Below are 21,066 nucleotides of genomic sequence, written 5' to 3'. Positions count from 1 at the left end.
CCTTGCGCGGTGCATTGTTTTTTTAATTAAAGTTCAGAAAACAAATCCTAACATAATTGACTATTAGATAACCGTTTTCGGCATCTCTACCCTTGTGAGCTTACTTAATACCTCTAGCATAGCGTAGGTTTCGCTAATCTGAATTGTGTGATTCCTTAGGTTCAATGTCCCTCTGAGAAATTTTTTGATTCGAACCATTGCCGTCTCTGCTAGGAAACATTTATGACAACTATACCTCATTTTTTTGTGCTAATTTGAAGCGTATAACTGCTGGTAACTCACTGCTAAATTGCGCGGGCGACCTCATTTTTAAAAAATTATTTCTCTTTTGATTGAATGAGTTGAACTGCTCGCTTAATACGAACGGTTTCGTGATATTGTTTGGTGTTGTAGGCCCCATCGGCTAATATTACATTGATTTTTGGCGGGTCTATTTGAATAAATTAGGTAACACTTCACCGTCAGTCATATTTGATGCACTTCACGCGTAGCAGCAATCATTTTATGCGTATTTATATCTACCGCTAAATGTCACTTGCGCCAGACTCGTCATTTTCCATCAGTGCCATGCTTTTTTACTTTTCATGCTCTTTTATTATAGACTTTGATCCTCGCAAAATCAATGGCTAAGTGCTGGATGCTTTCTTTATTCTTCATCTTGAACATAACGTTAACCATTCTGGTTCGCTTGCTAATGCGTGCATAGTGAGAGCATGACAATGATAGTTGAACAAATTTGGAAACAGAATAAGTGAATCCTTTCAGACCCCTCAATGGTATTAAGAATACGTATTTAATCATTAGAGCCATTGTAATGACTAAGTCGCTAAAAACCAAGGTATTTCATAATGACTCTGTTTAGTTTGATTCCATAGTTGAACAGCTTTTTCATCAATCAGAATGTTAGTGAGCCACGATTGATTAAAGCTTGATTACACTGTTTTCAGTTTGTTGTTTTATGACGAAGATTCTTCATAAACTTGAATATTTAAGTGATCCTAACTGTTTAGAATGTGGATTAAAAAATTAGTGCCCTGATTTAGGAAATAAAACTGATTATCATAAACGTTCCCTAACCGAGGCATCAATGATGCTAGTTAAAAAACTACTGGTAGGAACATTGAGCTTGAGCGATCCCACAACTCAAATTAGTGAAACTTACGGTATGATAAAAGTGTGAAATAAACTGATAAGATTAGATACGCCTAACACGAAAGCGATTGTCTAAAAGTGAATCATGTTGAAATTTGTTATCTGTACTTGCATTAAAAAAATAAAGCCAATTAAACACGTATTCTCAATACTATTGAGGGGTCTGAAAGGATTCACTTATTCTGTTTCCAAATTTGTTCAACTATCATTGTCATGCCCTCACTATGCACGCATTAGCAAGCGAACCAGAATGGTTAACGTTATGTTCAAGATGAAGAATAAAGGAAGCATCCAGCACTTAGCCATTGATTTTGCGGGGCTCAAAGTCTATAATAAAAGAGCATGAAAAGTAAAAAAAGCATGGCACTGATGGAAAATGACGAGTCTGGCGCAAGTGACACTTAGCGGTAGATATAAATACGCATAAAATGATTGCTGCTGCGCGTGAAGTGCATCAAATATGACTGACGGTGAAGTGTTACCTAATTTATTCAAATAGACCCGCCGAAAATCAATGAAATATCAGCCGATGGGGCCTACAATACCAGACAATATCACGAAACCGTTCGTATTAAGCGAGCAGTTCAACTCATTCAATCAAAAAAGAAACAATTTTTAAAAATGAGGTCACCCGCCCAATTTAGCAGTTAGTTACCAACAGTTATGCAGTGCAAATCAGCATAAAAGTATGAGATATAGTTGTCATAAATGTTCCCTAGCAGAGATGGCCATGTGTTGCGTTAAAAACTTACAAAGAAGAACATTAAGGTTAGAAATCACAGTGCTCAGATTAGCGAAACAAACGGCATAATAAAAGCGTTAAATAAGTGGACAGAACTAGATATGCCTAAAATGAAAGCAATAGTCTAATAGTGAATCATATTGAGATTTTCTCGCTGAACTCAAATGAAGAAACAAAATCCTGGGTTCTACTAAAATCAACAGTTTATTATGTCACTGTACTGAACATTATTTTTCAAGAAGTAACTACTCAAGACACTTGGGCTATAAACTGACATAATCTTGGTCACATTCAAATTTGACTGTTTAAGCTGTATGTACAATGTCAACGATATATTTGAAACCATTCAAGGAGAAGGAACCTTTACTGGCATTCCTGCTATATTTGTACGCTTACAAGGCTGCCCTGTCGGTTGCCCATGGTGCGACACAAAACAAACATGGAACACTTTACCTTCGGACGAAAGAGATTTTAGTACCGTAGTCGCCAAAACTGATTATAGTCAACTGTGGACAAAAGTTGATACGCAAAAAATTTTAGAACATCTGCAAGCAAACTATACTGCTAAGCACGTAGTGATCACTGGCGGAGAGCCTTGTATATTTGATCTGCAACCGCTAATCTACATGCTTGAAGCTGCTGGATATCGCTGCCAAATTGAAACTAGTGGTACCTATCATGTGAGCGTAACTGACAACACATGGGTTACAGTATCACCGAAAATAAATATGCGAGGCAAATTACCTGTCCTTAACACTGTATTAATACGCGCAAATGAGATAAAATATACAGTCGGCACTGTAACTGATATAGAAAAACTTGACAGGTTACTTAAGGGTGTTAATCTGCGACCAGATGCTGAAATAGCATTACAACCTATTAGTCAGAAATCTCGCACTACAGCGCTTTGTATTGAAACATGTATTAAACGTAATTGGCGTTTGTCGATTCAAGTTCATAAATATCTTGACATTACCTAAGCGATAATATAGCGTTACACGCTAAATTTTATTGGGCTAGGAACACTTAAGAAAAGCCTCATTGCTCTCATTTTTTCGTGCGTGTGGCTGGGTATATGTGTTAGGTGAATTAATCCCCCGTATAGATGCAACCCGCAGTGCATGTTTCTTTGATCATGATCTTACTTAAGCAAGGCAGTTCTGGTAGCAATTGTTCCCAAATCCATTTTGCTAGTACTTCGCTTGTTGGATTTTCTAGACCTTTAATATCATTCAGATAATAGTGATCAAGGCGGTCATAGAGAGGTTTGAATGCTATTTTAATTTCGGCGAAGTCAATGATCCAGCCTGTGTAGGGGTTAACCTCACCTGTCACATAAATACGCACGTGGTAAGAATGCCCATGTAATCGACCACACTTATGTCCTTTTGACACATGTGGTAAATGGTGAGCAGCTTCAAACATGAATTCTTTAAACAGTTCAGTATGCATAAATTAGCAGTCCTGTCATAGTGTTGTTCTTTGACTGTGTCAGATGCGTTAATAACGCATCGATGTTAATCCCCTTTTATTTTGTACAATACTACTCAATACTGTCTCTAAGCTCAAACCGAATCATCATTATTCTCAAGACTCAATGTTAATTGCTATATACTGTGTTGTATTCCCTTGCTGATAAAAACGCATTTTTTTAGTTTCAAAAACAATACCTGTATAAAAAAGTAACGCCAGCTGATCAAAATAAATAATGAATTATTATATAGAAAGGCAAACAACAGAATAAGAGCACAAAACATGAATAAATTATTTCATTTAAATATTCAATCAACTTGAAGAAGCAGGCTTAACTACTTTAAACTTATCATTTATTGTAGAAGTTAGGGTTTCTTTCTTCATCCTAACTCAGAGAATAGATTCCAACCTGATTCACTATTAAACAATCGCGGTTACTTTAGGCATATTTAATTCTATCAGTTTATTTAGCGTTTTTATCATGGCGTAGGTTGTGTTAACCTGAGTATTATGATTTCTCAAGCTCAATGTCCCTCCGAAGAGTTCCTTGACTCGAAACATTGACGTTTCTGCTTAGGGAACGTTGATGGTAACTATACTTCGTTTTTCAATGCTTATTTGAACCGTATAGCTGCTGGTAACTGACCGCTACATTACGCGGATAACCTCGTTCTGAACAAGTTGCTCCTGTTATTGGCGGGATGAGTGGAACCACTCGTTTAATACGAACGGCTTCGTAACATTGTCTGGTGTCGTAAGCACCATCGGCTGATATTGTATTGATTTTTTAGCAAATTTCTTTGAGTAAATTAGGCAGCACTTCACCGTCAGTTACATTTGATGCACTTAACTCAGCCGCAATGATTCATGCGTATTTACATCTACCGCTAAATGTAACTGGTGCCAGATTTTACGTTTTCCATAAGTACCATGCTTTTTCACTTTTCATTTGCCTTCACCGCAGGACTTTGAGCCCCGCAGAATCAACGGTTAAGTGCGGAATGGTGCCTTTAATCTTAGTCTTGAACGTGACGTTAACTGTTTTGGCTCGCTTGCTCATGCATGAATAGTGAAAGCATAATAATTTTCTTTGAACAAGTTTGAAAACAGAATTAAAAATATGCATTTAACTATGAAGGCCATCGTAATGGAAAAGTCGCTAAATACAAGAGGTCTACCACGATTACCTTGCTTAATTTGATGTCATAGAATGAATGGCTTATTCATCAAACTCAAATGTTAGTGATCCATGATTGATTAAATTTTGATTACACTGCTTCCAGTCAGTTGTTTTGTGGCGAGGATTTTTTATAGACCTGAATATTTAAGTTAGCCTAACTGTTTAGAGTGTTGATTGAAAATTTAGTTCCATTACTTAGGATATAAAGTAAGTTATTATAAAGGTTTCTTAGCAAAGATAGGAATGGTTCGAGTCAAAAAAACTACTAGGAGGGACATTGGGCCTAAGAGATCACAATGTTCAGATTAGCGAGATCTACGTTATAATAACAGTGTTAAGTGAGCTGATAGAGCTAAGTGTGCCTAAAATGAAAGCGATTATTTAATAATGAATCATGTTGGGATTTGCTATCTGAACTCAAATTAGAAACACAGTCGGTCTGCATGCATAAAATACAATAAAGTGTATATTGGTGTGTAATTATGGCACGGAAAAGCTTGAACTTGAGATCGTGAAAATAGCAAGAACTAAGTACAATTGAAATGCAGCAGAGCTCAATTTTATTACAATGGACCAGCATGATATAAATAAAAACTATTTTTTTAAAAATACCATGGATAAATGAAATGTTTGAAAAAATTGTTGCGGCACCAGACGATCCTATTCTAGGTCTGACTGAAGAATTCAAATCAGACCCTCGAGTCGAAAAAATTAACTTGGGCGTAGGTATTTACAAGGATGAATCTGGGAATACTCCTGTTTTAAAAACCGTAAAAAAAGCAGAAACTATTCTCCTAGCAAAAGAAACCACCAAATCTTACTTAAGTATTTCAGGCACACCCGAGTATGGTCTTGCAGTTCAAAAATTATTATTCGGCAACGAAGCGATGGTGATTGCTGAAAAACGCGTACAGACGGCCCAAGCACCAGGTGGCACCGGAGCTTTGCGTTTGGCTGCTGAATTTATTAAACGACAGCTTGGCGATGTAAAAGTATGGGTCAGTGACCCTACATGGGCGAACCATAATGGCATTTTTGCTGCTGCTGGCCTTAGCGTTGCTGCATACGATTACTACAACACAGAAACCAAAGACATGGATTTCGCTGGAATGCTGGAAGACCTTAAAACGGCAGAAGCTAATGATGTCGTTTTACTACATGGTTGTTGCCACAACCCAACGGGTATTGATCTTGATACTGCGCAATGGCAACAACTTGCAGTGCTTTGTAATAATAAAAATTTACTGCCAATGTTTGATTTTGCATACCAAGGATTCGCATTTGGCGTAGAAGAAGATGCAGCTGGTTTACGTATTTTTACTGATTCTTGTGCTGAACTATTAGTTGCGAGTTCATTTTCTAAAAACTTCAGTTTATACAATGAACGTGTTGGTGCATTTACTATTGTAGGTAAAACCGCAGAAAACACAGCTACTGCATTCAGTCAAATAAAAAACATCGCGCGCGTCATTTACTCTAACCCACCAGCACATGGCGCAGCCATAGTAACGCTGATTCTAAATAATACCAATCTACGCGCAGAATGGGAGCAAGAAGTGACTAATATGCGTGTTCGTATTCAAGAGATGCGCAAACAGTTCGTTGCGACTCTTACTGAAGAAGGTGTGGACGGTAATTTTAACTTTATTCAACGCCAAAATGGCATGTTTTCTTTTTCTGGTTTAAACCGAAAACAAGTTGGGCGTTTGAAAGATGAATTTAGCGTATATATTGTTAGTTCTGGTCGTATCAGCATTGCTGGCATGATGCGCTCAAACATTGGGACATTGTGTAAAGCAATTGCAGCAGTATCAAAATAAATTATCGTTGTACTGTTTTCGATAAAAAATACGTAGCGCAATAAAAGAGACTTAATTCCCTAGTTCAAAGAACTAAAGCACCAATCTAGGATTTTAAAAGCTAAGTGCATAAACCTTAATATTTAAGTGAATCGAGCTGTTTAGAGCGTAAATTTATAGCTTAGTTTTTTAATTTAGGAACAAGGCTAGTTTCAAAGAAAAGAAAAATGCAGAAATGCATATTGTACATTTACTACTACAAGAAAAGTTCAAGTTTAACGACGAATAGTAGAGTTATTATTGGTGTATTAGGCGTATTTTTACAAAAGACATGCGGAGACTAAAAAAAGCTGCTCCGCAGTGGCCTATACAAAGACAATCTAATGTAAAAACATTATTTTAAAAGTTTGCGCTATGGGGTACGCGGGGAAATGGAATTACATCACGGATGTTACCCATTCCTGTCACGTAAGACACTAAGCGTTCAAAACCTAGACCAAAACCAGCATGTGGAACAGTGCCATAACGACGTAGGTCGCGGTACCAGCTCATGTTCTCTGGATTGATGTTCATTGAACGCATACGAGCGTCAAGTACGACTAAACGTTCTTCACGTTGTGCGCCACCGATGATTTCGCCAATGTCAGGAGCTAGAATGTCCATCGCTGCAACTGTTTTGCCATCGTCATTCATACGCATATAGAACGCTTTGATGTCTTTCGGGTAGTTTTTCACAACTACAGGTGCTTCGAAGTATTTCTCTGCAAGATAGCGTTCGTGTTCTGATGCTAAGTCGATACCCCACTCAACAGGGTGCTCAAATATTTGGCCAGATTTGAGTAAGATATTAATTGCATCTGTGTAGTCAACTTGAGCAAAGTTAGAAGTGACGAAATTTTCTAGGCGCGTGATTGTTCTTTTGTCAATGCGTTGTGCGAAAAATTCAAGGTCATCATGACGCTCTGCAAGTACAGCTTTAAACACATATTTCAGCATGTCTTCTGCCAGTATTGCTACATAATCTAAATCAGCGAAAGCCACTTCAGGCTCGACCATCCAAAATTCCGCTAGGTGACGTCTAGTGTTTGAGTTTTCAGCGCGGAACGTTGGGCCGAAGATGTAAACCTTGCTCAGTGCACAAGCGTACGCTTCTGCATTCAACTGACCAGATACAGTAAGGAAAGTCTCTTGACCGAAAAAATCTTCATTGAAATCAACGGTTCCTTTGTCAGTGCGTGGTAAGTTTTCTAAGTCAAGAGTTGATACACGGAACATTTCACCAGCGCCTTCTGCATCTGAGGATGTGATCAGCGGAGCAGAGACCCAGAAGTAACCTTTTTCGTGATAAAAACGATGAATAGCTTGGGCCAAACAGTTACGAACACGTGCAACCGCACCAATCACATTAGTACGTGGACGCAGGTGAGCAACTTCACGCAAGTATTCGATAGAGTGGCGCGTTTTTGCCATGGGGTACGTATCGGCATCTTCAACCCAACCAACTATGTTGACATGCGTTGCATGCAGTTCAAATACTTGGCCTTGACCTGAGCTTTCTTGAACTTTACCAGTGACTTCTACAGAGCACCCTGTGGTTAGACGTAAAATTTTTTTTTGATAATTATTTAAACTATTGGGAACAACTGCTTGAATAGGGTCAAAACAAGAACCGTCATAAATGGCAAGAAAAGAAATACCGGCTTTGGAATCACGACGTGTACGGATCCAACCACGAACAGTGACTTCAGAGCCAATTTTCGTTTTGCCGTGCAGTACGTCTGCTACAGGCATGTAGTTCATAATGTGTGTTTCACTCCGTTGAGAATAACGCGATGATGACATTCATCAAGCGAAATAATTTTTATCTGAACTCGTGAGTGTACCTGTATTATGATACGCTTCAAGCGTTGTAACAAGATGTGTGTTTAAATCACCTGCTCTGCTATTAGATACAGCTTTGTTTTCTCAATCAGCGAACTAAATTATTAATTTACGCTCTAAACAGCTAGGTTCGCTTAAGCATTTAGGTCTCTGAGCAAGCTTTACTAAAAAACAACTGACTGGAATCAAACTAATTAGGATAATCATGGAAGACCTTGTGTATTGAACGACTTAGCCATTATGACGGCCTTCATAGTTAAATGCGTATTTTCAATGTCATTGTTATGCCCTCATTATTCACGCATTAGCAAACGAACTAAAACAGTTAACGTCACATTCAAGACGAAAAGTAAAGGAACCATCCATCACTTATCATTGTGGATACGAGGGCTAAGAGTCTATGATGACGGCGAATAGCAAGTAAAAAAAGTATGACACTGATGGAAAATGACTAGTTTGACTAAGTTACATTTAGTCTAGATATAAATACGCGTGCAATTATTGTTGCTGAGTTAAGTATATCAAATGTGACTGACGGTGAAGTGTTAGCTGATGTACTCAAACAGACCTGCCGAAAAATTAAGGAAATACCAGGCGAGAGTACTTACAATCTCGTTTGTATTAAACGAGCATTTCTACTCATTTTTTCAAAAAAAGGAGCAACTTTTGGGGAACGAGGTCATCTGCGTAATGTAACGGTTAGTTACTAGAAGCTATGTGGTTTTAATCAGCGAAGTATAGTTACCATAAACGTTCTCTATTAGAGACAGGAATGTTTCCAGTCGAAAGACTGCGGGAGGGACATAGAACCTAAAGGATCACAATGCTAAGATTAGCGAAACCTATGCCACGGTAAAAAGCATTAAATAAGCTGACCTAGCTAAGTAGACCTAAAAGGAAAACGATGGTATAATAGCAAATTATGTCAGGATGTGTTATCTGACCTCACATTAGGAAGCAAAGACGCAGAAATATTAAAATTTAATCATTGTGGCTGATATTTACCGTATTTGGTTGATAAAGAAGCAAACGAACAAAAACGTTATAATTAATGCGTGACACCTTCAAAAATTTATGTAAAATGCCACACGTACCCAAAAGGAAGGTAACTTCCATATGAGTGTATAGTCTATTTAATTTTTTTGACGTTAGAAGTCTGATAATAAAGGCGTGTTGGCAGAATGGCTATGCAACGGATTGCAAATCCGTGTACCTCGGTTCGACTCCGTGACGCGCCTCCATATGTGATATTATCTTAGCCAGTAGAGCTAAATTTTACCAAAATTGAGGTTACGAATTTGAACCTTATGTGCTGCTTTTTTTAGCAGACAATCGATATAAAACAGTTAACATCATACTAAAATGATGCAATACGAACGCGGGATGGAGCAGTCTGGTAGCTCGTCGGGCTCATAACCCGAAGGTCGTTGGTTCAAATCCGGCTCCCGCAACCATATTTTATTATTCAGTTAATGCTGGATAATATGCGACACTAGCTCAGCTGGTAGAGCGCAACCTTGCCAAGGTTGAGGTCACGAGTTCGAATCTCGTGTGTCGCTCCAAATTGTAATTCTATTTATATGAGGTATGTCAAGATGCATACTTCGATAATGAGCTATCGCCTTAATATAATTCCGTATGCCCTGGTGGTGAAATTGGTAGACACAAGGGACTTAAAATCCCTCGACGTTCGCGTCGTGTCGGTTCAAGTCCGGCTCGGGGCACCATCATATGAAATGAAAATAATTATCTTTAAATATAATACGGATTTGAATCTTAATAGCATATTTATTGTAATATTCTGGCTAACATTTAAAGTACTTAATTTTTTATTTTAAAGATTTTTAGAGGTCTATTATTTGTAGTTAAACCTGAACTCCGTATAAACAATAGACACAATGTTAAAAATATGATTTGATAGTTTTCAAAAACTATTAACTACACAAACACTTGAAGATGTTAAAAGAATAGTTTTATTTTTTAATTTGAGCTGTAGATAGTAAATCGCAACATAATTTACTATGAAATAATTATTTTTGATTTAGACACACCTAGGCCTATTAATTTATTTAACGTTTTTATTATGGCGTAAGTTTCGCTAATCTTAGCACTGTAATTTTTGAAGTTCTCAATGTCCCTCCACGTAATTTTTTGATCCAAAACATTGTCATATTTGCCAGAGAACGTTTATGGTGGGCGGCTTTATTTCCTAAATAAGGGAACTAAATGTTCAATCAACATTCTAAACAGTTAAGCCCATTTAAATATGCAAGTCTATGAGCAATCTTAGTTGCAAAATAACCAACTGGAAGTAATATGATCACGCTTTAATCAACCGTGACTCACTAACATTCTGAACGGATAAAGAAGCTATTCAGCTATAGAATCAAATTAAGCAGAGTAATCATGGTAAACTTCGTTTGTTTAGCGACTTTAACCATTGATTCTACGGGGTTCAAAGTCTCCGTGAAAGCGAATGACAAGTAAAAAAGCATGATACTGATAGAAAACGACTAGTCTGATGTGAGTTACATTTAGTGGTAGATATAAATGCGCATGAAATGATTGCCATTGAATTAAATACATCAAATGTGACTGACGGTGAAGTTGCTGCCTAACTTGCTTAAATAGACCCGCTGAAAAAATCAATGAAGCATCAGCTGATGGTACTTACAACACCAAACAATGTTACTAAACCGTTCGCATTAAATGAGCGGTTTCATTTAGACTAGTAATTTAGTGGTCAATTACCAGAAGTTATACGGTTCCAATCAGCATAAAAACCTAGGTACAATTACCATAAATGTTCTCTATTAGAGAACGGTAATGTTTCGGTTAAAAATTTTTCGGAAAAACATTGAGGTTAAGAGATCATTATTTTCAAATTAGCGAAGCTTCCAGCATGATAGAAACGTTAAATCATCTTACCGGGTTAGGCGTGTCTAACACGAAAGCGATTGTTTAATCATTAATTATGTTGAGCTTTGCTATTTGAACTCAAAAGAGAAAATAAAATTTCTATTTTATGCTTTTAAACTGTACTTGTGTGCTGATCCAAACAGATGTAATATCAAAAGTAACCATAACTATAACTTCATAAAAACGAATATATCAATACTTAGTATTGAAATATTACCAGTAATTAGTGCTCACGAGTTGCTAGGAAAATTACATCAGAATGGCGTTTCTCCGTCAAGTGAAGATTAACCATGGTTGGTGCAATATAGGTAAGGTTATTCCCACCATCCATCGCTAAATTAGTTTGATTTTTGCGTTGAAAATCATTCAGCTTTTTACTATTAGAACATTTGATCCAACGCGCTGCAGCAATTTTAATAGGCTCATAAAGAGTTTCTACATTGTACTCAGATTTAAGCCTCGCTACAACTACGTCAAACTGCAGTATACCAATAGCACCAATAATCAGATCGTTAGAGATAAGAGGACGGAATACTTGCACAGCACCTTCTTCAGATAACTGAACAAGCCCTTTCAATAATTGTTTTTGCTTCAACGGATCCCGTAAATGAATGCGACGGAACAATTCTGGTGCAAAATTCGGGATACCTAAAAATTTAAAATTTTCACTTTGAGTGAAGGTATCACCAATTTGGATAGTTCCGTGATTATGTAAACCAATGATATCACCTGGAAACGCTTCTTCCGCACGCGAACGATCACCAGCCATGAAAGTAACCGCATCTGAGATTGAAACTAGCTTACCAGTACGAACATGCTTCATTTTCATGCCTCGGTTGTATTTGCCTGACACAATACGCATAAATGCAATGCGGTCACGATGTTTAGGATCCATGTTTGCTTGAATCTTAAAAACGAAACCACTGAACTTTTCTTCATTTGATTCAATCAAGCGTTCATGTGCTTGACGAGCTAATGGTTGAGGCGCCCAATCGGTCAATCCATCTAGCATATGGTCAACACCAAAATTACCTAATGCTGTGCCAAAAAAAACTGGTGTCAGCTCACCTTTTAGAAACAGTTTTTGATTAAATTTATGAGATATACCAATAACTAACTCTAACTCTTCACGCAGTTGAAGTGCTAAATTTTCACCCACTACGACATTAAGTTTTGGGTTGTTCAGGCCTTTAATAACACGTTTTTTTTGTATAATGCGCCCTTGTCCTGATTGATACAAAAGCGTTTCATCACGGTGAATGTAATAAACGCCCTTAAACTCTTTACCACAACCAATAGGCCAAGATATCGGTGCACATGCAATTCTCAGCTCACTTTCAACTTCATCTAGTAATTCCATGGGGTCACGAGTTTCGCGGTCCAATTTATTCATAAAGGTAACGATTGGCGTATTACGCAAGCGCGTAATTTCCATCAATTTACACGTACGCTCTTCAACACCTTTCGCAGCATCGATAACCATCAAACATGAATCGACTGCGGTCAGTGTTCGATAGGTATCTTCAGAGAAGTCCTCGTGTCCAGGTGTATCAAGTAAATTAATTAAGCAGTCTTTATAAGGAAACTGCATGACAGAAGTAGTGACGGAAATTCCACGTTCTTTTTCTATTTCCATCCAGTCAGACTTTGCGTACTGGCTAGAACCACGACCTTTCACTGTACCTGCTTTTTGAATCGCGTTTCCGAACAATAAAACTTTTTCAGTGATCGTTGTTTTACCTGCATCTGGGTGTGATATGATAGCAAAAGTTCTGCGTCTTTTAATTTGTTGAATAAAATATGAATTCATCAAGCTTATGCCTTATTTATGTAGACCCCTGTATGGTTTTTGTTTTTTAGTTCTAGTGCAGATAGCAAGTTCCAACATAATGAACTATTAGACGATCATTTTCGTTTTAGGTATTTCAAGGCTGTCAGCCTCTTTGACATTTTTATACTTGCATAGATTTAACTAATCTGGGTATTATAATCCCTTAGACTCCATGTATCTTAGAACAGTTTTTTGACTCGGAACATTGCTACCTTTAATAAAAAATTTTTATGGTCAGCATACCTGATTGCCGATATTAGTTTGAACCGTATAGTTTCTGGTGACTCACTGCTAAATTGTACGGATGACCTCGTTTCCAACAAGCTGCACTCTTCCTTGGTGGGGGGGGAGCGTAGCATTACCATGTAATACGAACGGATTTGTAATATTATTTAGTGTCGTAAGGCATCATTGCTTGAGATCTTATCAATTTTTCAGCTGGTCTGTTTGAATAAATTAGGCGACTCTCCATCATCAACCATATTCGATGAACTTAATTCAGCAGAAATAATTTTATGTGTATTTATATCCATCCCAAATGTAACTTGCATCAAACTTAGCGTTTACTATCAGTGCCATGCTTTTTTATTTTCCATTCGTCCGCATAGTAGACTTTTAGTCCCGTAGCATCAATAGCTAAATGTTGGATGGTTCTTTTATCCTTCGTCTTGACTGTGACGTTAACCGATTTGGCTCGCTTGCTAATGCATGAATAGTAGGGTATGGCCATGGCGGTTGAGCTGGTTTAAAAACAAAATTAATGAATCCTTGTAGACTTCTAGAGAGTATTGAAAATGCGCGTTTAACCATGAGGATCGTCGTAATGGATAGGTGGCTTTGTTTCTTAAATTAGGAAATTAAATTATTAATCTCTACTTTAAACAGCTAGGTTTACTGAAATATTTAGGTCTACGAATAAGCTTCGCTATAAAATAACTAATTGGGAGCAGTATAATCAAGTTTTACTCAACAGTGGTGCGCTAATATTTTGGGTTGGTGAAGAAATTATTCCGTTATGGAATCAAACTAAACAGAGTAATTATGGGAGACCTCGTTTATTTAGCGAGTTAGCCATCACGATGGCCCTCATGGTTAAACGCGCATTTTCAATACTATCTAGAAGTCTACAAGGATTCATTAATTCTGTTTTTAAACCGGCTCAACCACCGTGGCCATGCCCTACTGTTCATGCATTAGCAAGCGAGCTAAATCGGCTAACGTCACGGTCAAGAAGAAGAATAAAGGAGCCATTTAATGTTTAACCATGGATGCTACGGGACTCACAGTCTATGGTGGAGGCGAATGAAAGTAAAATGACATAGTACTGATAAAAAAGGGTGAGTTTGGCATAAGTCACATTTAGCGGTAGCTATAAATACGCATGAAATAATTGCGACTGAATTAAGTTTATTAAATGTGACTGTCGGTAAAGTACTACCTAATGTGTTCAAACAGACCTGGTGCAGAATTAATGAGATATAAGGCGATGGTGCTTACGACACCAGGTAATGTTACTAAATCGTTCGTATGAAACGGTTGGTGCTACGCCCCCCACCAAAAAAGAGTGCAAATTGTTGGGAAAGAGATCATTTGCATAACTTAGCAAACTGTTACCAGAGTTATACTGTTCAAATTAGCATTGAAAAATAAAGTATGGTTACTATAAACGCTTTCTATCAGAGAAGGCAATGTTTCAAGTTAAAAAACTCCTGGGAGAGACATTGGGCTTAAGAGATCATAATACTCAGATTAGCGAAACCTACGCCATGATAAAAACGTCAAATAAGTTAACAGGGCTACATATGCTTAGAATAAAAACGATGGTCTAAGAGTGAATTATGTTGAAATTTGCTATCTGAACCCGAAGTAAACAATAAAGTTATTTCGGCTATAAAACAAAAAAGCCAACCTATGTAGGCTGGCTTTTTTGTTTTATAGCCGAAATAACTTACATTATTTGAACGTCAAAGTTAACTTCTGGGTTTACATCCGTATCGTAATCAACACTGTCGATACCAAAACCAAATAATTTCAAAAATTCCGCTTTATACTCAGCATAGTCAGTCAGCTCTTTTAGGTTTTCTGAAGTAATCTGAGGCCATAACTCGCAGCAATATTTTTGAATATCTTTGCGCAGTTCCCAATCATCTAGACGCAAACGATTTTTATTATCTACAGATGGTGCGGCACCGTCCTCACGGTAAAGACTGTGACTAAACATACGATAGATTTGTTCAATGCAGTTTTCATGAACACCCTCTTCCCGCATTTTTTTGAATACCATTGAAATGTATAACGGCATCACAGGAATTGCGGAGCTTGCTTGAGTTACAACACTCTTCAATACGGCAACATTTGCTGTGCCTCCTGTCGCTGACAGCTTTTTGTTAAGCACTCTTGCTGCACGTTCTAAATCCATTTTTGCACAGCCCAATACGCCATTCCAATAGATCGGCCACGTCAATTCAGTACCGATATAGCTATACGCGACGGTTTTGCAACCATCAGCAAGAACGCCAACATCAGCTAGAGATTGCATCCAAAGCTCCCAGTCTTGCCCTCCCATAACAGTGACTGCGTTTTGGATTTCTTGCTCGTTTGCAGGCTCAATGTGTACTTCAATAATTTTATCTTGGTTGGTATCGACTGATGTTGAAGAGTAAGCATTTCCAATAGGTTTTATACAAGAACGAATAACTTCACCAGTTTTTGGTAATTTACGTACTGGAGATGCCAGAGAGTAAATTACCATATTTACTTGCCCTAAGTCCTCTTTAATAAGAGAAATAACTTTACGCTTTGCTTCATCGGAGAAAGCATCACCATTCAGATTTTTGCTGTAAAGACCTTCTCTTTTAGCCAATTTATCGAATGCTGCTGTATTATACCAACCAGCAGTACCTGGCTTTTTTTCTGTGCCTGGCTTTTCAAAAAAGACACCGATAGTAGCAGCCCCACCGCCAAACGCTGCCGTAATGCGTGATGACATGCCGTAGCCACTTGATGAACCAATGATTAGTACATTTTTAGGTGCATTTGTTATAGCACTTTGTGATTGAGTAAATGTAATTTGTTCTTTGATGTTAGCTTCACAACCTTCTGGGTGTGTCGTCGTACAGATAAATCCTCTAATTTTAGGTTGAATAACCATATTTAATATTCCTTACAGTTTAACTTAGGATAATTGCTTTCATTTTAGGCATACTTAGCACTATCAGCTGATTTAACACTTTTACCATGGCATAGGTTTCGCTAATCTGAGTATGTGATCTCTTAAGTCCAATGCTCCTCCCAGTAGTTTTTTGACTCGAAACATTGCCTTCTTTGATAGAAAGCATTTATAGTAATCATACTTTGTTTTTCAATGCTGATTGGAACCGTATAACTTAGAGTAGCTGACCGTTAAATTACGCGGATGAGATTGTTTTTAAAAAATTTCTCCCTTTCGTGGTGGGATGAATGGAACCGCTCGTTTAATACAAACGGTCCTATAACATTGTTTAGTCTCGTAAGCAACCATCGCCTGAGATCAAATTAATTTTTAAGCGGCTTTGTTTGAGTAAGTTAGGTTGTCTTTCACCGTTAGCCACATTTAATGCACTCAACTCAGCGGTAGTTATTGCATGCATGTGTATTTATATTTATTGCTATATGGAATTCGTGGCAGGCTAGTAGTTTCTTATTAGTGTCATGTTTTTTTATTTTCTCTTTTCCTTCACCGTAGATTTTTAGCCCTGTAGCAGCAATGGCTAAATGCTGGATAACTCCTTTAATCTTCGTTTTGAACGCGACGTTAACTGTTTTGGTTCGCTTGCTAATGCATGAATAGTGAGGGCATGAAAATGGAAGTTGAGCAAGTTTAAAAATAGAGTTAATGAAGCCTTGCAGACTTTTCAATAGTATTGAAAATACGCATTTAACCACGAGGGCCATTATAATAGTTAAGTGATTAAATAAACGAAGTCTTCCATGATTACCCTGCTTAGTTTTATTCCATAGCTGAATGGTTCTTTCATGAATTCAGAATTTTAGTGAGCCCCGGTTGATTAAAACTTAATTATATTGCTTCCAGTGAGTTGCTTTGTAGCTAAGCTGGTTCATAGATTTAAATATTTAAGTTAATCTAACTGTTTAGAGTGTTGATTAAAAATTTAGTTATCTAATTGAGAAAATAAAGTCGGTTACATAAATGTTTTTTGGCAGAGATAGCAATGTTCCAAGTCAAAAAAACATTGGGAAGAACATTGAGCCTAAGGGATCATACAGTTCAGATAAGCGAAATCTACGCTATCATAATAGCGTTAAATAAGCTGGCAGGACTAGGTATGGCTAAAATAAAAGTGATTGTTTAATAGTTAATCATATTGAGGTTGCTATCTAAATAAGCATTAGGAAACAAAGTCTAATGCATGGCCGGTATGCTTTATTTATTGGTACAAATACATAGTAAACAGAAGGTCGACTAGTACTTTCTGTTTAGTCTCTGCAAGTAGAATTTCATTAACTTTTTCCAAGCAATTTTTACGGATTGCTTCACGTCCTGATAAGGACTTTACTCGTACTTCACTTTCCTGACCCAACGCTTTAATAATGGTATCTCGTATTAATGGTTGGTGATATTCCAACATATGGATCAACATGATGTCATCGACTATTAAGTCAACACGTATATTGATGAATCCAAGTTTATGCCCTTCAGTGATAAAATTAGTGGTGATGTCAGGTTCAAGTGTGAAGTAGTTAAATTTTGGTGTATTTTCTTTTTCTTTCGCCATAGATATAGATGATATTAATATTGTAATGAACAGAGTGTGTAAAAAAATTAAATATTTTTTCATGCTTTTTGCCAAATCTCGGATGTAATGAGTTTTCTGTAGTAGGTTAGCTGTGCGTGACAATAATCAGCTATATGCAATAGGGCCATGTATTCAATAATTAACAGTGATTGAAAGGTAATACTCATGTTCAATGAAGGTACGAATGACTTTATCATGCATTTTCTTTAATTTTAAAGCGAGTGCGGTGGGTCAAATTCTTCCTTTTAATACGGTTACGTATAGAGTTTGTCAACAGTGTGTCTATTCTTGGGAAGTGTATCGTATACAAGTGTTATTTCCTAATTTGAGTTCAGATAAGCTTGATTTTCTAAATCAGAGAACTAGATTATCAATCTACGCGCTAAACAGCGATATTTACTTAAATACTCGAGTCTATGAACAAACTACTTTATAAAATAACGAACTGGAAGCAGTATAATCAAGTTTTAATCAATCGGGGCTCACTAACATTTTGAATTTATGAAAAAGTTATGCAGCTATGGAACCTAGCTGAGCAGAGTAATAATGGAAGACTTCGTTTATTTAGTGACTTAGGGGTTACGACGATTTTCATGATTAAACACATATTTTCAATGCTATTGAGAGGTCTGCAAGGATTTATTAATTCTGTTTTCAAACTTGTTCAACTGACATTATCATGCAATAATAAGTGAGTCAAAATGGTTAACATTAAGTTCAAGACGAAGACTAAAAGAACCATTCTGCCCTCAGTCATTAATGCTACGGAGCTTCAAGTCTGCGATGAAGGCGAGTGAGAAGTCAAAAAAGCATGGCACTGATGGGAACCGGCTAGAATTTGACGCAAATTATATGTAGTGATAGGTATAAATACGCATGAAATCATTGTTGTTGAATTGAATGCATCAAAGGTTGCTGATGGTGGAGTACTCCCTAACTTGCTCAAGCAGACCCAGCTGAAAATCAATGAAATATTATTTTATAGTTCGTACGGCATCAGATAATGTTACGAAACTGTTCATATTAAACGAGCGATTCTACACGCCCCACTAAGAAAAGAAGCAACTTTCAGGGAATGAGGTCATCTATATAATTTAGTTGTCAGTTCCCAGCAGTTGTACAGTTCAAATCTACAATGGAAAACGGAGTGTGGTTACCATAAACCTTTTTAGCAAAAATGGTCATATTTTAGTCAAAAATTACTCGGAAGAATATTGAGCCTAAGAGATTATAATGCTTAGATCAGCGAAACCTATACTGTGATGAAAGCGTTAAATCAGCTAACAGTGCTAGGTATGCTTAAAACAAAAGCGACTGTCCAAGAATGAATCATGTTGGGATTTGCTATCTGAAGTCGAATTAGGAAACTAAGCTCCTTGAACGTAACGTTCACCGTATTTGTTCGTTTCCTAATTCATGAATAATGAGGTATAATAACAGTAGTTGAATCAGTTTAAAAATAAAAGTAGTAGATTATAGTAGACCTATGAATGGCATTGAAAACACACATTTGACTATGCAAACATAATGGCTAAGTTGCTAAAAAATAAAGTTTTTTATGATCACTTGGCTTTATTTGATTCCATAGTTAAATGGCTTTTTCATCAATCCAAAAAATTAGTTAGTTACTATTAATTAAAACTTGATTATACCGTTCCCAATTAGTTGTTTTTCAGCGAAATTTATTCATAAACCTGCATATTTAAGTGCACCTAGCTGTTTAAAACATAGATTACTAATTAAGTCACCTGGTTTAGAAAACAGAGCCCTAGATTGTGTATTAAAGAGTGTTATGTTTCTAGCAATATATTGGTTAGGCGCGTTTGCATCCGTTACAAAAACAAAAGGAATAGATCTTTGCTTTTTGATGCTCGCTGTTCTTTTCTTACGTTAACAATAATTGGATTATCTACGATCAAACTCCAAACGTTGTGCGAAACGTTGTTCACAGTGTTCTCCGTTTTCAAATGCAACATTTCCATTTAACACGGTCATGTTAATTGACGTGCTGAACGTGTATCCTTCAAATGGTGACCATGCACATTTGTAAAAAATATTGTTTTTCATCACTGTTTCTGTGCTTTGTAAGTCAATCAGTACCAGGTCAGCCCAAAAGCCTTCACGAATGAAGCCCCGGTCTTTTACTTGATAGCGCACAGCAGGAGCATGACATGCTTTTTGAATTACAAGTTCCAGGCTAAAGATGCCGCGATGGTAAAATTCAAACGCTGATAGCAATGCATGTTGTACAAGTGGCAGACCAGATGGAACATTAAAATATGTGGTTTGTTTTTCATTCCACGTATGCGGTGCGTGATCAGTTGCAATAATATCAATTATACCGTCTTTCACCGCTCGGATCAGTGCTCTCTGGTCGTCTTCTTCTTTCACTGCAGGGTTACACTTGATTTGGCTGCCAAGGCGTTCGTAATCGTTGCGATTAAAAAATAGATGATGTATACATACTTCTGTGGTGATTTGCTTGTTTACCAATTCTTCCAGCGTTTTAGCTGGTTCAAACTGATAAAGTTCGTCTGCAGTGGTTAGGTGAAGAACATGTAGGTTAGTACCGTATTCTTTGGCTAGCTCTACTGCCAGTTGTGATGACTTTAAGCATGCTTCTGAAGAACGAATACGTGCGTGTTCATGCATTGGTATGTTTTCGCCGTATTTATTGCGGTAGATTTCTTCAAGCTGCGCAATCATTGGTGTGTCTTCACAATGGGTTGCGATTAGCACTGGGCAATCAGCGAAAATTTTTGCCAAAGTTTTTTCGCTATCAACGAGCATGTTACCCGTTGATGCACCCATGAATATTTTTACACCACATGCTTGGTTTGGATCTAGCTTGCGTATTTCGTGAATGTTGTCATTGGTTGCACCTAGGTAGAAAGCGTAGTTCGCAAAACTTTTATCTAACGCGCGGGCATATTTTTCTTCAAGTGCTTGAAGGGTTGTCGTTTGCGGGTTGACATTTGGCATTTCCATATAAGTGGTAATGCCACCAGCGATAGCTGCTTTTGATTCTGTTTTAATCTCACCTTTATGGGTGAGTCCTGGTTCTCGAAAGTGTACTTGGTCGTCTATCATACCTGGAATAAGGTGTTTACCGGTAGCATCAATAACGCGGCAATCTGTTGGTGCCTTAATATCGTTTGCAATCTTAGTAATGCGGCCATTTTCAACAAGCAAGTCAGATTCGAAGATTTGATTTTCATTGACGATCGTCGCATTTTTAAACAATAAAATGATCATTGGGGTCCTTTACTAGTGCTAGTTGTAGTTTGATTCCC

Annotated in this window: 15 protein-coding genes, 4 tRNA genes and 4 pseudogenes; 13 read left to right on the top strand and 10 right to left on the bottom strand. The window is 37.3% G+C overall.

Translation table 11 applies throughout. The features are described from left to right. Positions 1 to 63: 63 nt before the first annotated feature. Positions 64 to 922: pseudogene (locus BTN50_RS07935) on the bottom strand (IS5 family transposase). 315 nt (positions 923 to 1,237) lie between these two features. Here BTN50_RS07935 and BTN50_RS07930 point away from each other — a divergent pair. Continuing rightward, entirely contained in the window at positions 1,238 to 1,498 is a 261-nt protein-coding gene (locus tag BTN50_RS07930) for a transposase (RefSeq protein WP_096619732.1), read from the top strand. Between the two features lie 710 nt (positions 1,499 to 2,208). Further along, a complete protein-coding gene (gene queE / locus BTN50_RS07925; RefSeq protein ID WP_096619731.1) occupies positions 2,209 to 2,874 on the top strand; it encodes a 7-carboxy-7-deazaguanine synthase QueE in 666 nt (221 codons plus the stop codon). A 109-nt stretch (positions 2,875 to 2,983) separates the two neighbouring features. Here the strand turns inward: queE and queD are convergent, their stop codons facing one another. Beyond that, positions 2,984 to 3,346, bottom strand: coding sequence for a 6-carboxytetrahydropterin synthase QueD (gene queD / locus BTN50_RS07920; protein WP_096619730.1), 363 nt, complete (start codon positions 3,344 to 3,346; stop codon positions 2,984 to 2,986). Between the two features lie 441 nt (positions 3,347 to 3,787). Further along, positions 3,788 to 4,679: pseudogene (locus BTN50_RS07915) on the bottom strand (IS5 family transposase). 494 nt (positions 4,680 to 5,173) lie between these two features. Between BTN50_RS07915 and BTN50_RS07910 the strand changes: the two are divergent. After that, positions 5,174 to 6,367 carry an amino acid aminotransferase gene (locus BTN50_RS07910; RefSeq protein ID WP_096619729.1) on the top strand — a complete coding sequence of 398 codons (1,194 nt, stop codon included), beginning with the start codon at positions 5,174 to 5,176 and terminating at the stop codon, positions 6,365 to 6,367. A gap of 378 nt (positions 6,368 to 6,745) precedes the next feature. On the opposite strand, the gene asnS is transcribed toward BTN50_RS07910, so the two are convergent. Next, a complete protein-coding gene (gene asnS / locus BTN50_RS07905) occupies positions 6,746 to 8,146 on the bottom strand; it encodes an asparagine--tRNA ligase (RefSeq protein WP_096619728.1) in 1,401 nt (466 codons plus the stop codon). Between the two features lie 303 nt (positions 8,147 to 8,449). On the opposite strand from asnS, the gene BTN50_RS12520 reads away from it, so the two are divergent. The 6 genes from BTN50_RS12520 (at position 8,450) to BTN50_RS07880 (ending at position 9,954) form a co-directional block, all read left to right on the top strand. Then, positions 8,450 to 8,644 carry a hypothetical protein gene (locus BTN50_RS12520; RefSeq protein ID WP_394336795.1) on the top strand — a complete coding sequence of 65 codons (195 nt, stop codon included), beginning with the start codon at positions 8,450 to 8,452 and terminating at the stop codon, positions 8,642 to 8,644. Between the two features lie 110 nt (positions 8,645 to 8,754). Beyond that, positions 8,755 to 8,937, top strand: a complete 183-nt coding sequence (locus BTN50_RS12515) for a hypothetical protein (RefSeq protein ID WP_394336794.1) — start codon at positions 8,755 to 8,757, stop codon at positions 8,935 to 8,937. A 457-nt stretch (positions 8,938 to 9,394) separates the two neighbouring features. After that, positions 9,395 to 9,468: transfer RNA gene (locus tag BTN50_RS07895), tRNA-Cys, on the top strand. A 136-nt stretch (positions 9,469 to 9,604) separates the two neighbouring features. Next, positions 9,605 to 9,681 (top strand) — tRNA-Met (locus tag BTN50_RS07890). Positions 9,682 to 9,713: 32 nt separating this feature from the next. Beyond that, positions 9,714 to 9,789 (top strand) — tRNA-Gly (locus BTN50_RS07885). Positions 9,790 to 9,867: 78 nt separating this feature from the next. Further along, positions 9,868 to 9,954: transfer RNA gene (locus tag BTN50_RS07880), tRNA-Leu, on the top strand. Between the two features lie 1,415 nt (positions 9,955 to 11,369). Here BTN50_RS07880 and prfC read toward each other — a convergent pair. Next, positions 11,370 to 12,956, bottom strand: coding sequence for a peptide chain release factor 3 (prfC, locus tag BTN50_RS07875; protein WP_394336793.1), 1,587 nt, complete (start codon positions 12,954 to 12,956; stop codon positions 11,370 to 11,372). 577 nt (positions 12,957 to 13,533) lie between these two features. After that, a complete protein-coding gene (locus tag BTN50_RS11570; protein ID WP_096619726.1) occupies positions 13,534 to 13,707 on the bottom strand; it encodes a transposase in 174 nt (57 codons plus the stop codon). A 169-nt stretch (positions 13,708 to 13,876) separates the two neighbouring features. Here BTN50_RS11570 and BTN50_RS12510 point away from each other — a divergent pair, with 169 nt between their 5' ends. Together BTN50_RS12510 and BTN50_RS12505 are read left to right on the top strand one after the other, a co-directional pair. Continuing rightward, positions 13,877 to 14,239, top strand: a complete 363-nt coding sequence (locus BTN50_RS12510; RefSeq protein ID WP_394336799.1) for a transposase — start codon at positions 13,877 to 13,879, stop codon at positions 14,237 to 14,239. 426 nt (positions 14,240 to 14,665) lie between these two features. Next, positions 14,666 to 14,806: a hypothetical protein gene (locus tag BTN50_RS12505; protein WP_394336792.1), complete on the top strand. Its 141-nt coding sequence runs from the start codon at positions 14,666 to 14,668 to the stop codon at positions 14,804 to 14,806. Between the two features lie 119 nt (positions 14,807 to 14,925). On the opposite strand, the gene fabV is transcribed toward BTN50_RS12505, so the two are convergent. Both fabV and BTN50_RS07855 read right to left on the bottom strand, forming a co-directional pair. Continuing rightward, complete coding sequence (gene fabV / locus BTN50_RS07860; protein ID WP_096619725.1) at positions 14,926 to 16,128, bottom strand: enoyl-ACP reductase FabV; 1,203 nt, start codon at positions 16,126 to 16,128, stop codon at positions 14,926 to 14,928. Positions 16,129 to 16,147: 19 nt separating this feature from the next. Further along, positions 16,148 to 17,024 (bottom strand): annotated as a pseudogene (locus BTN50_RS07855) (IS5 family transposase). A 164-nt stretch (positions 17,025 to 17,188) separates the two neighbouring features. Here BTN50_RS07855 and BTN50_RS10265 point away from each other — a divergent pair. After that, positions 17,189 to 17,329 (top strand): hypothetical protein, encoded by a 141-nt coding sequence (locus BTN50_RS10265; protein WP_161493001.1) that lies wholly within the window; start codon positions 17,189 to 17,191, stop codon positions 17,327 to 17,329. Between the two features lie 75 nt (positions 17,330 to 17,404). Here BTN50_RS10265 and BTN50_RS07850 read toward each other — a convergent pair whose 3' ends face one another. Next, the gene (locus BTN50_RS07850; RefSeq protein WP_096619724.1) at positions 17,405 to 17,815 is read right to left on the bottom strand and encodes a flagellar basal body-associated FliL family protein; all 411 of its coding nucleotides are present in this window, start codon (positions 17,813 to 17,815) and stop codon (positions 17,405 to 17,407) included. Positions 17,816 to 18,189: 374 nt separating this feature from the next. Between BTN50_RS07850 and BTN50_RS07845 the strand changes: the two are divergent. Next, a pseudogene (locus BTN50_RS07845) lies at positions 18,190 to 19,101 on the top strand (IS5 family transposase). A gap of 577 nt (positions 19,102 to 19,678) precedes the next feature. Here the strand turns inward: BTN50_RS07845 and BTN50_RS07840 are convergent. Beyond that, positions 19,679 to 21,028 (bottom strand): dihydroorotase, encoded by a 1,350-nt coding sequence (locus tag BTN50_RS07840; protein ID WP_096619723.1) that lies wholly within the window; start codon positions 21,026 to 21,028, stop codon positions 19,679 to 19,681. Between the last annotated feature and the right edge of the window lie 38 nt (positions 21,029 to 21,066).

The organism is Candidatus Enterovibrio altilux (assembly GCF_002381345.1).
GTDB lineage: Bacteria > Pseudomonadota > Gammaproteobacteria > Enterobacterales > Vibrionaceae > Enterovibrio > Enterovibrio altilux.
The sequence above is the reverse complement of the archived record's forward strand: the minus strand, read 5'-3'. Positions and strand labels throughout refer to the sequence as shown.

Bases quoted from the DNA above. Each gene is read 5' to 3' on its own strand.
- BTN50_RS07930 (WP_096619732.1), top strand. From the start codon at position 1,238: ATGTTGAAATTTGTTATCTGTACTTGCATTAAAAAAATAAAGCCAATT.
- queE (WP_096619731.1), top strand. From the start codon at position 2,209: ATGTACAATGTCAACGATATATTTGAAACCATTCAAGGAGAAGGAACC.
- queD (WP_096619730.1), bottom strand. From the start codon at position 3,346: ATGCATACTGAACTGTTTAAAGAATTCATGTTTGAAGCTGCTCACCAT.
- BTN50_RS07910 (WP_096619729.1), top strand. From the start codon at position 5,174: ATGTTTGAAAAAATTGTTGCGGCACCAGACGATCCTATTCTAGGTCTG.
- asnS (WP_096619728.1), bottom strand. From the start codon at position 8,146: ATGAACTACATGCCTGTAGCAGACGTACTGCACGGCAAAACGAAAATT.
- prfC (WP_394336793.1), bottom strand. From the start codon at position 12,956: ATGAATTCATATTTTATTCAACAAATTAAAAGACGCAGAACTTTTGCT.
- BTN50_RS11570 (WP_096619726.1), bottom strand. From the start codon at position 13,707: ATGGCCATACCCTACTATTCATGCATTAGCAAGCGAGCCAAATCGGTT.
- BTN50_RS12505 (WP_394336792.1), top strand. From the start codon at position 14,666: ATGTTTCAAGTTAAAAAACTCCTGGGAGAGACATTGGGCTTAAGAGAT.
- fabV (WP_096619725.1), bottom strand. From the start codon at position 16,128: ATGGTTATTCAACCTAAAATTAGAGGATTTATCTGTACGACGACACAC.
- BTN50_RS10265 (WP_161493001.1), top strand. From the start codon at position 17,189: ATGTTCCAAGTCAAAAAAACATTGGGAAGAACATTGAGCCTAAGGGAT.
- BTN50_RS07850 (WP_096619724.1), bottom strand. From the start codon at position 17,815: ATGAAAAAATATTTAATTTTTTTACACACTCTGTTCATTACAATATTA.
- BTN50_RS07840 (WP_096619723.1), bottom strand. From the start codon at position 21,028: ATGATCATTTTATTGTTTAAAAATGCGACGATCGTCAATGAAAATCAA.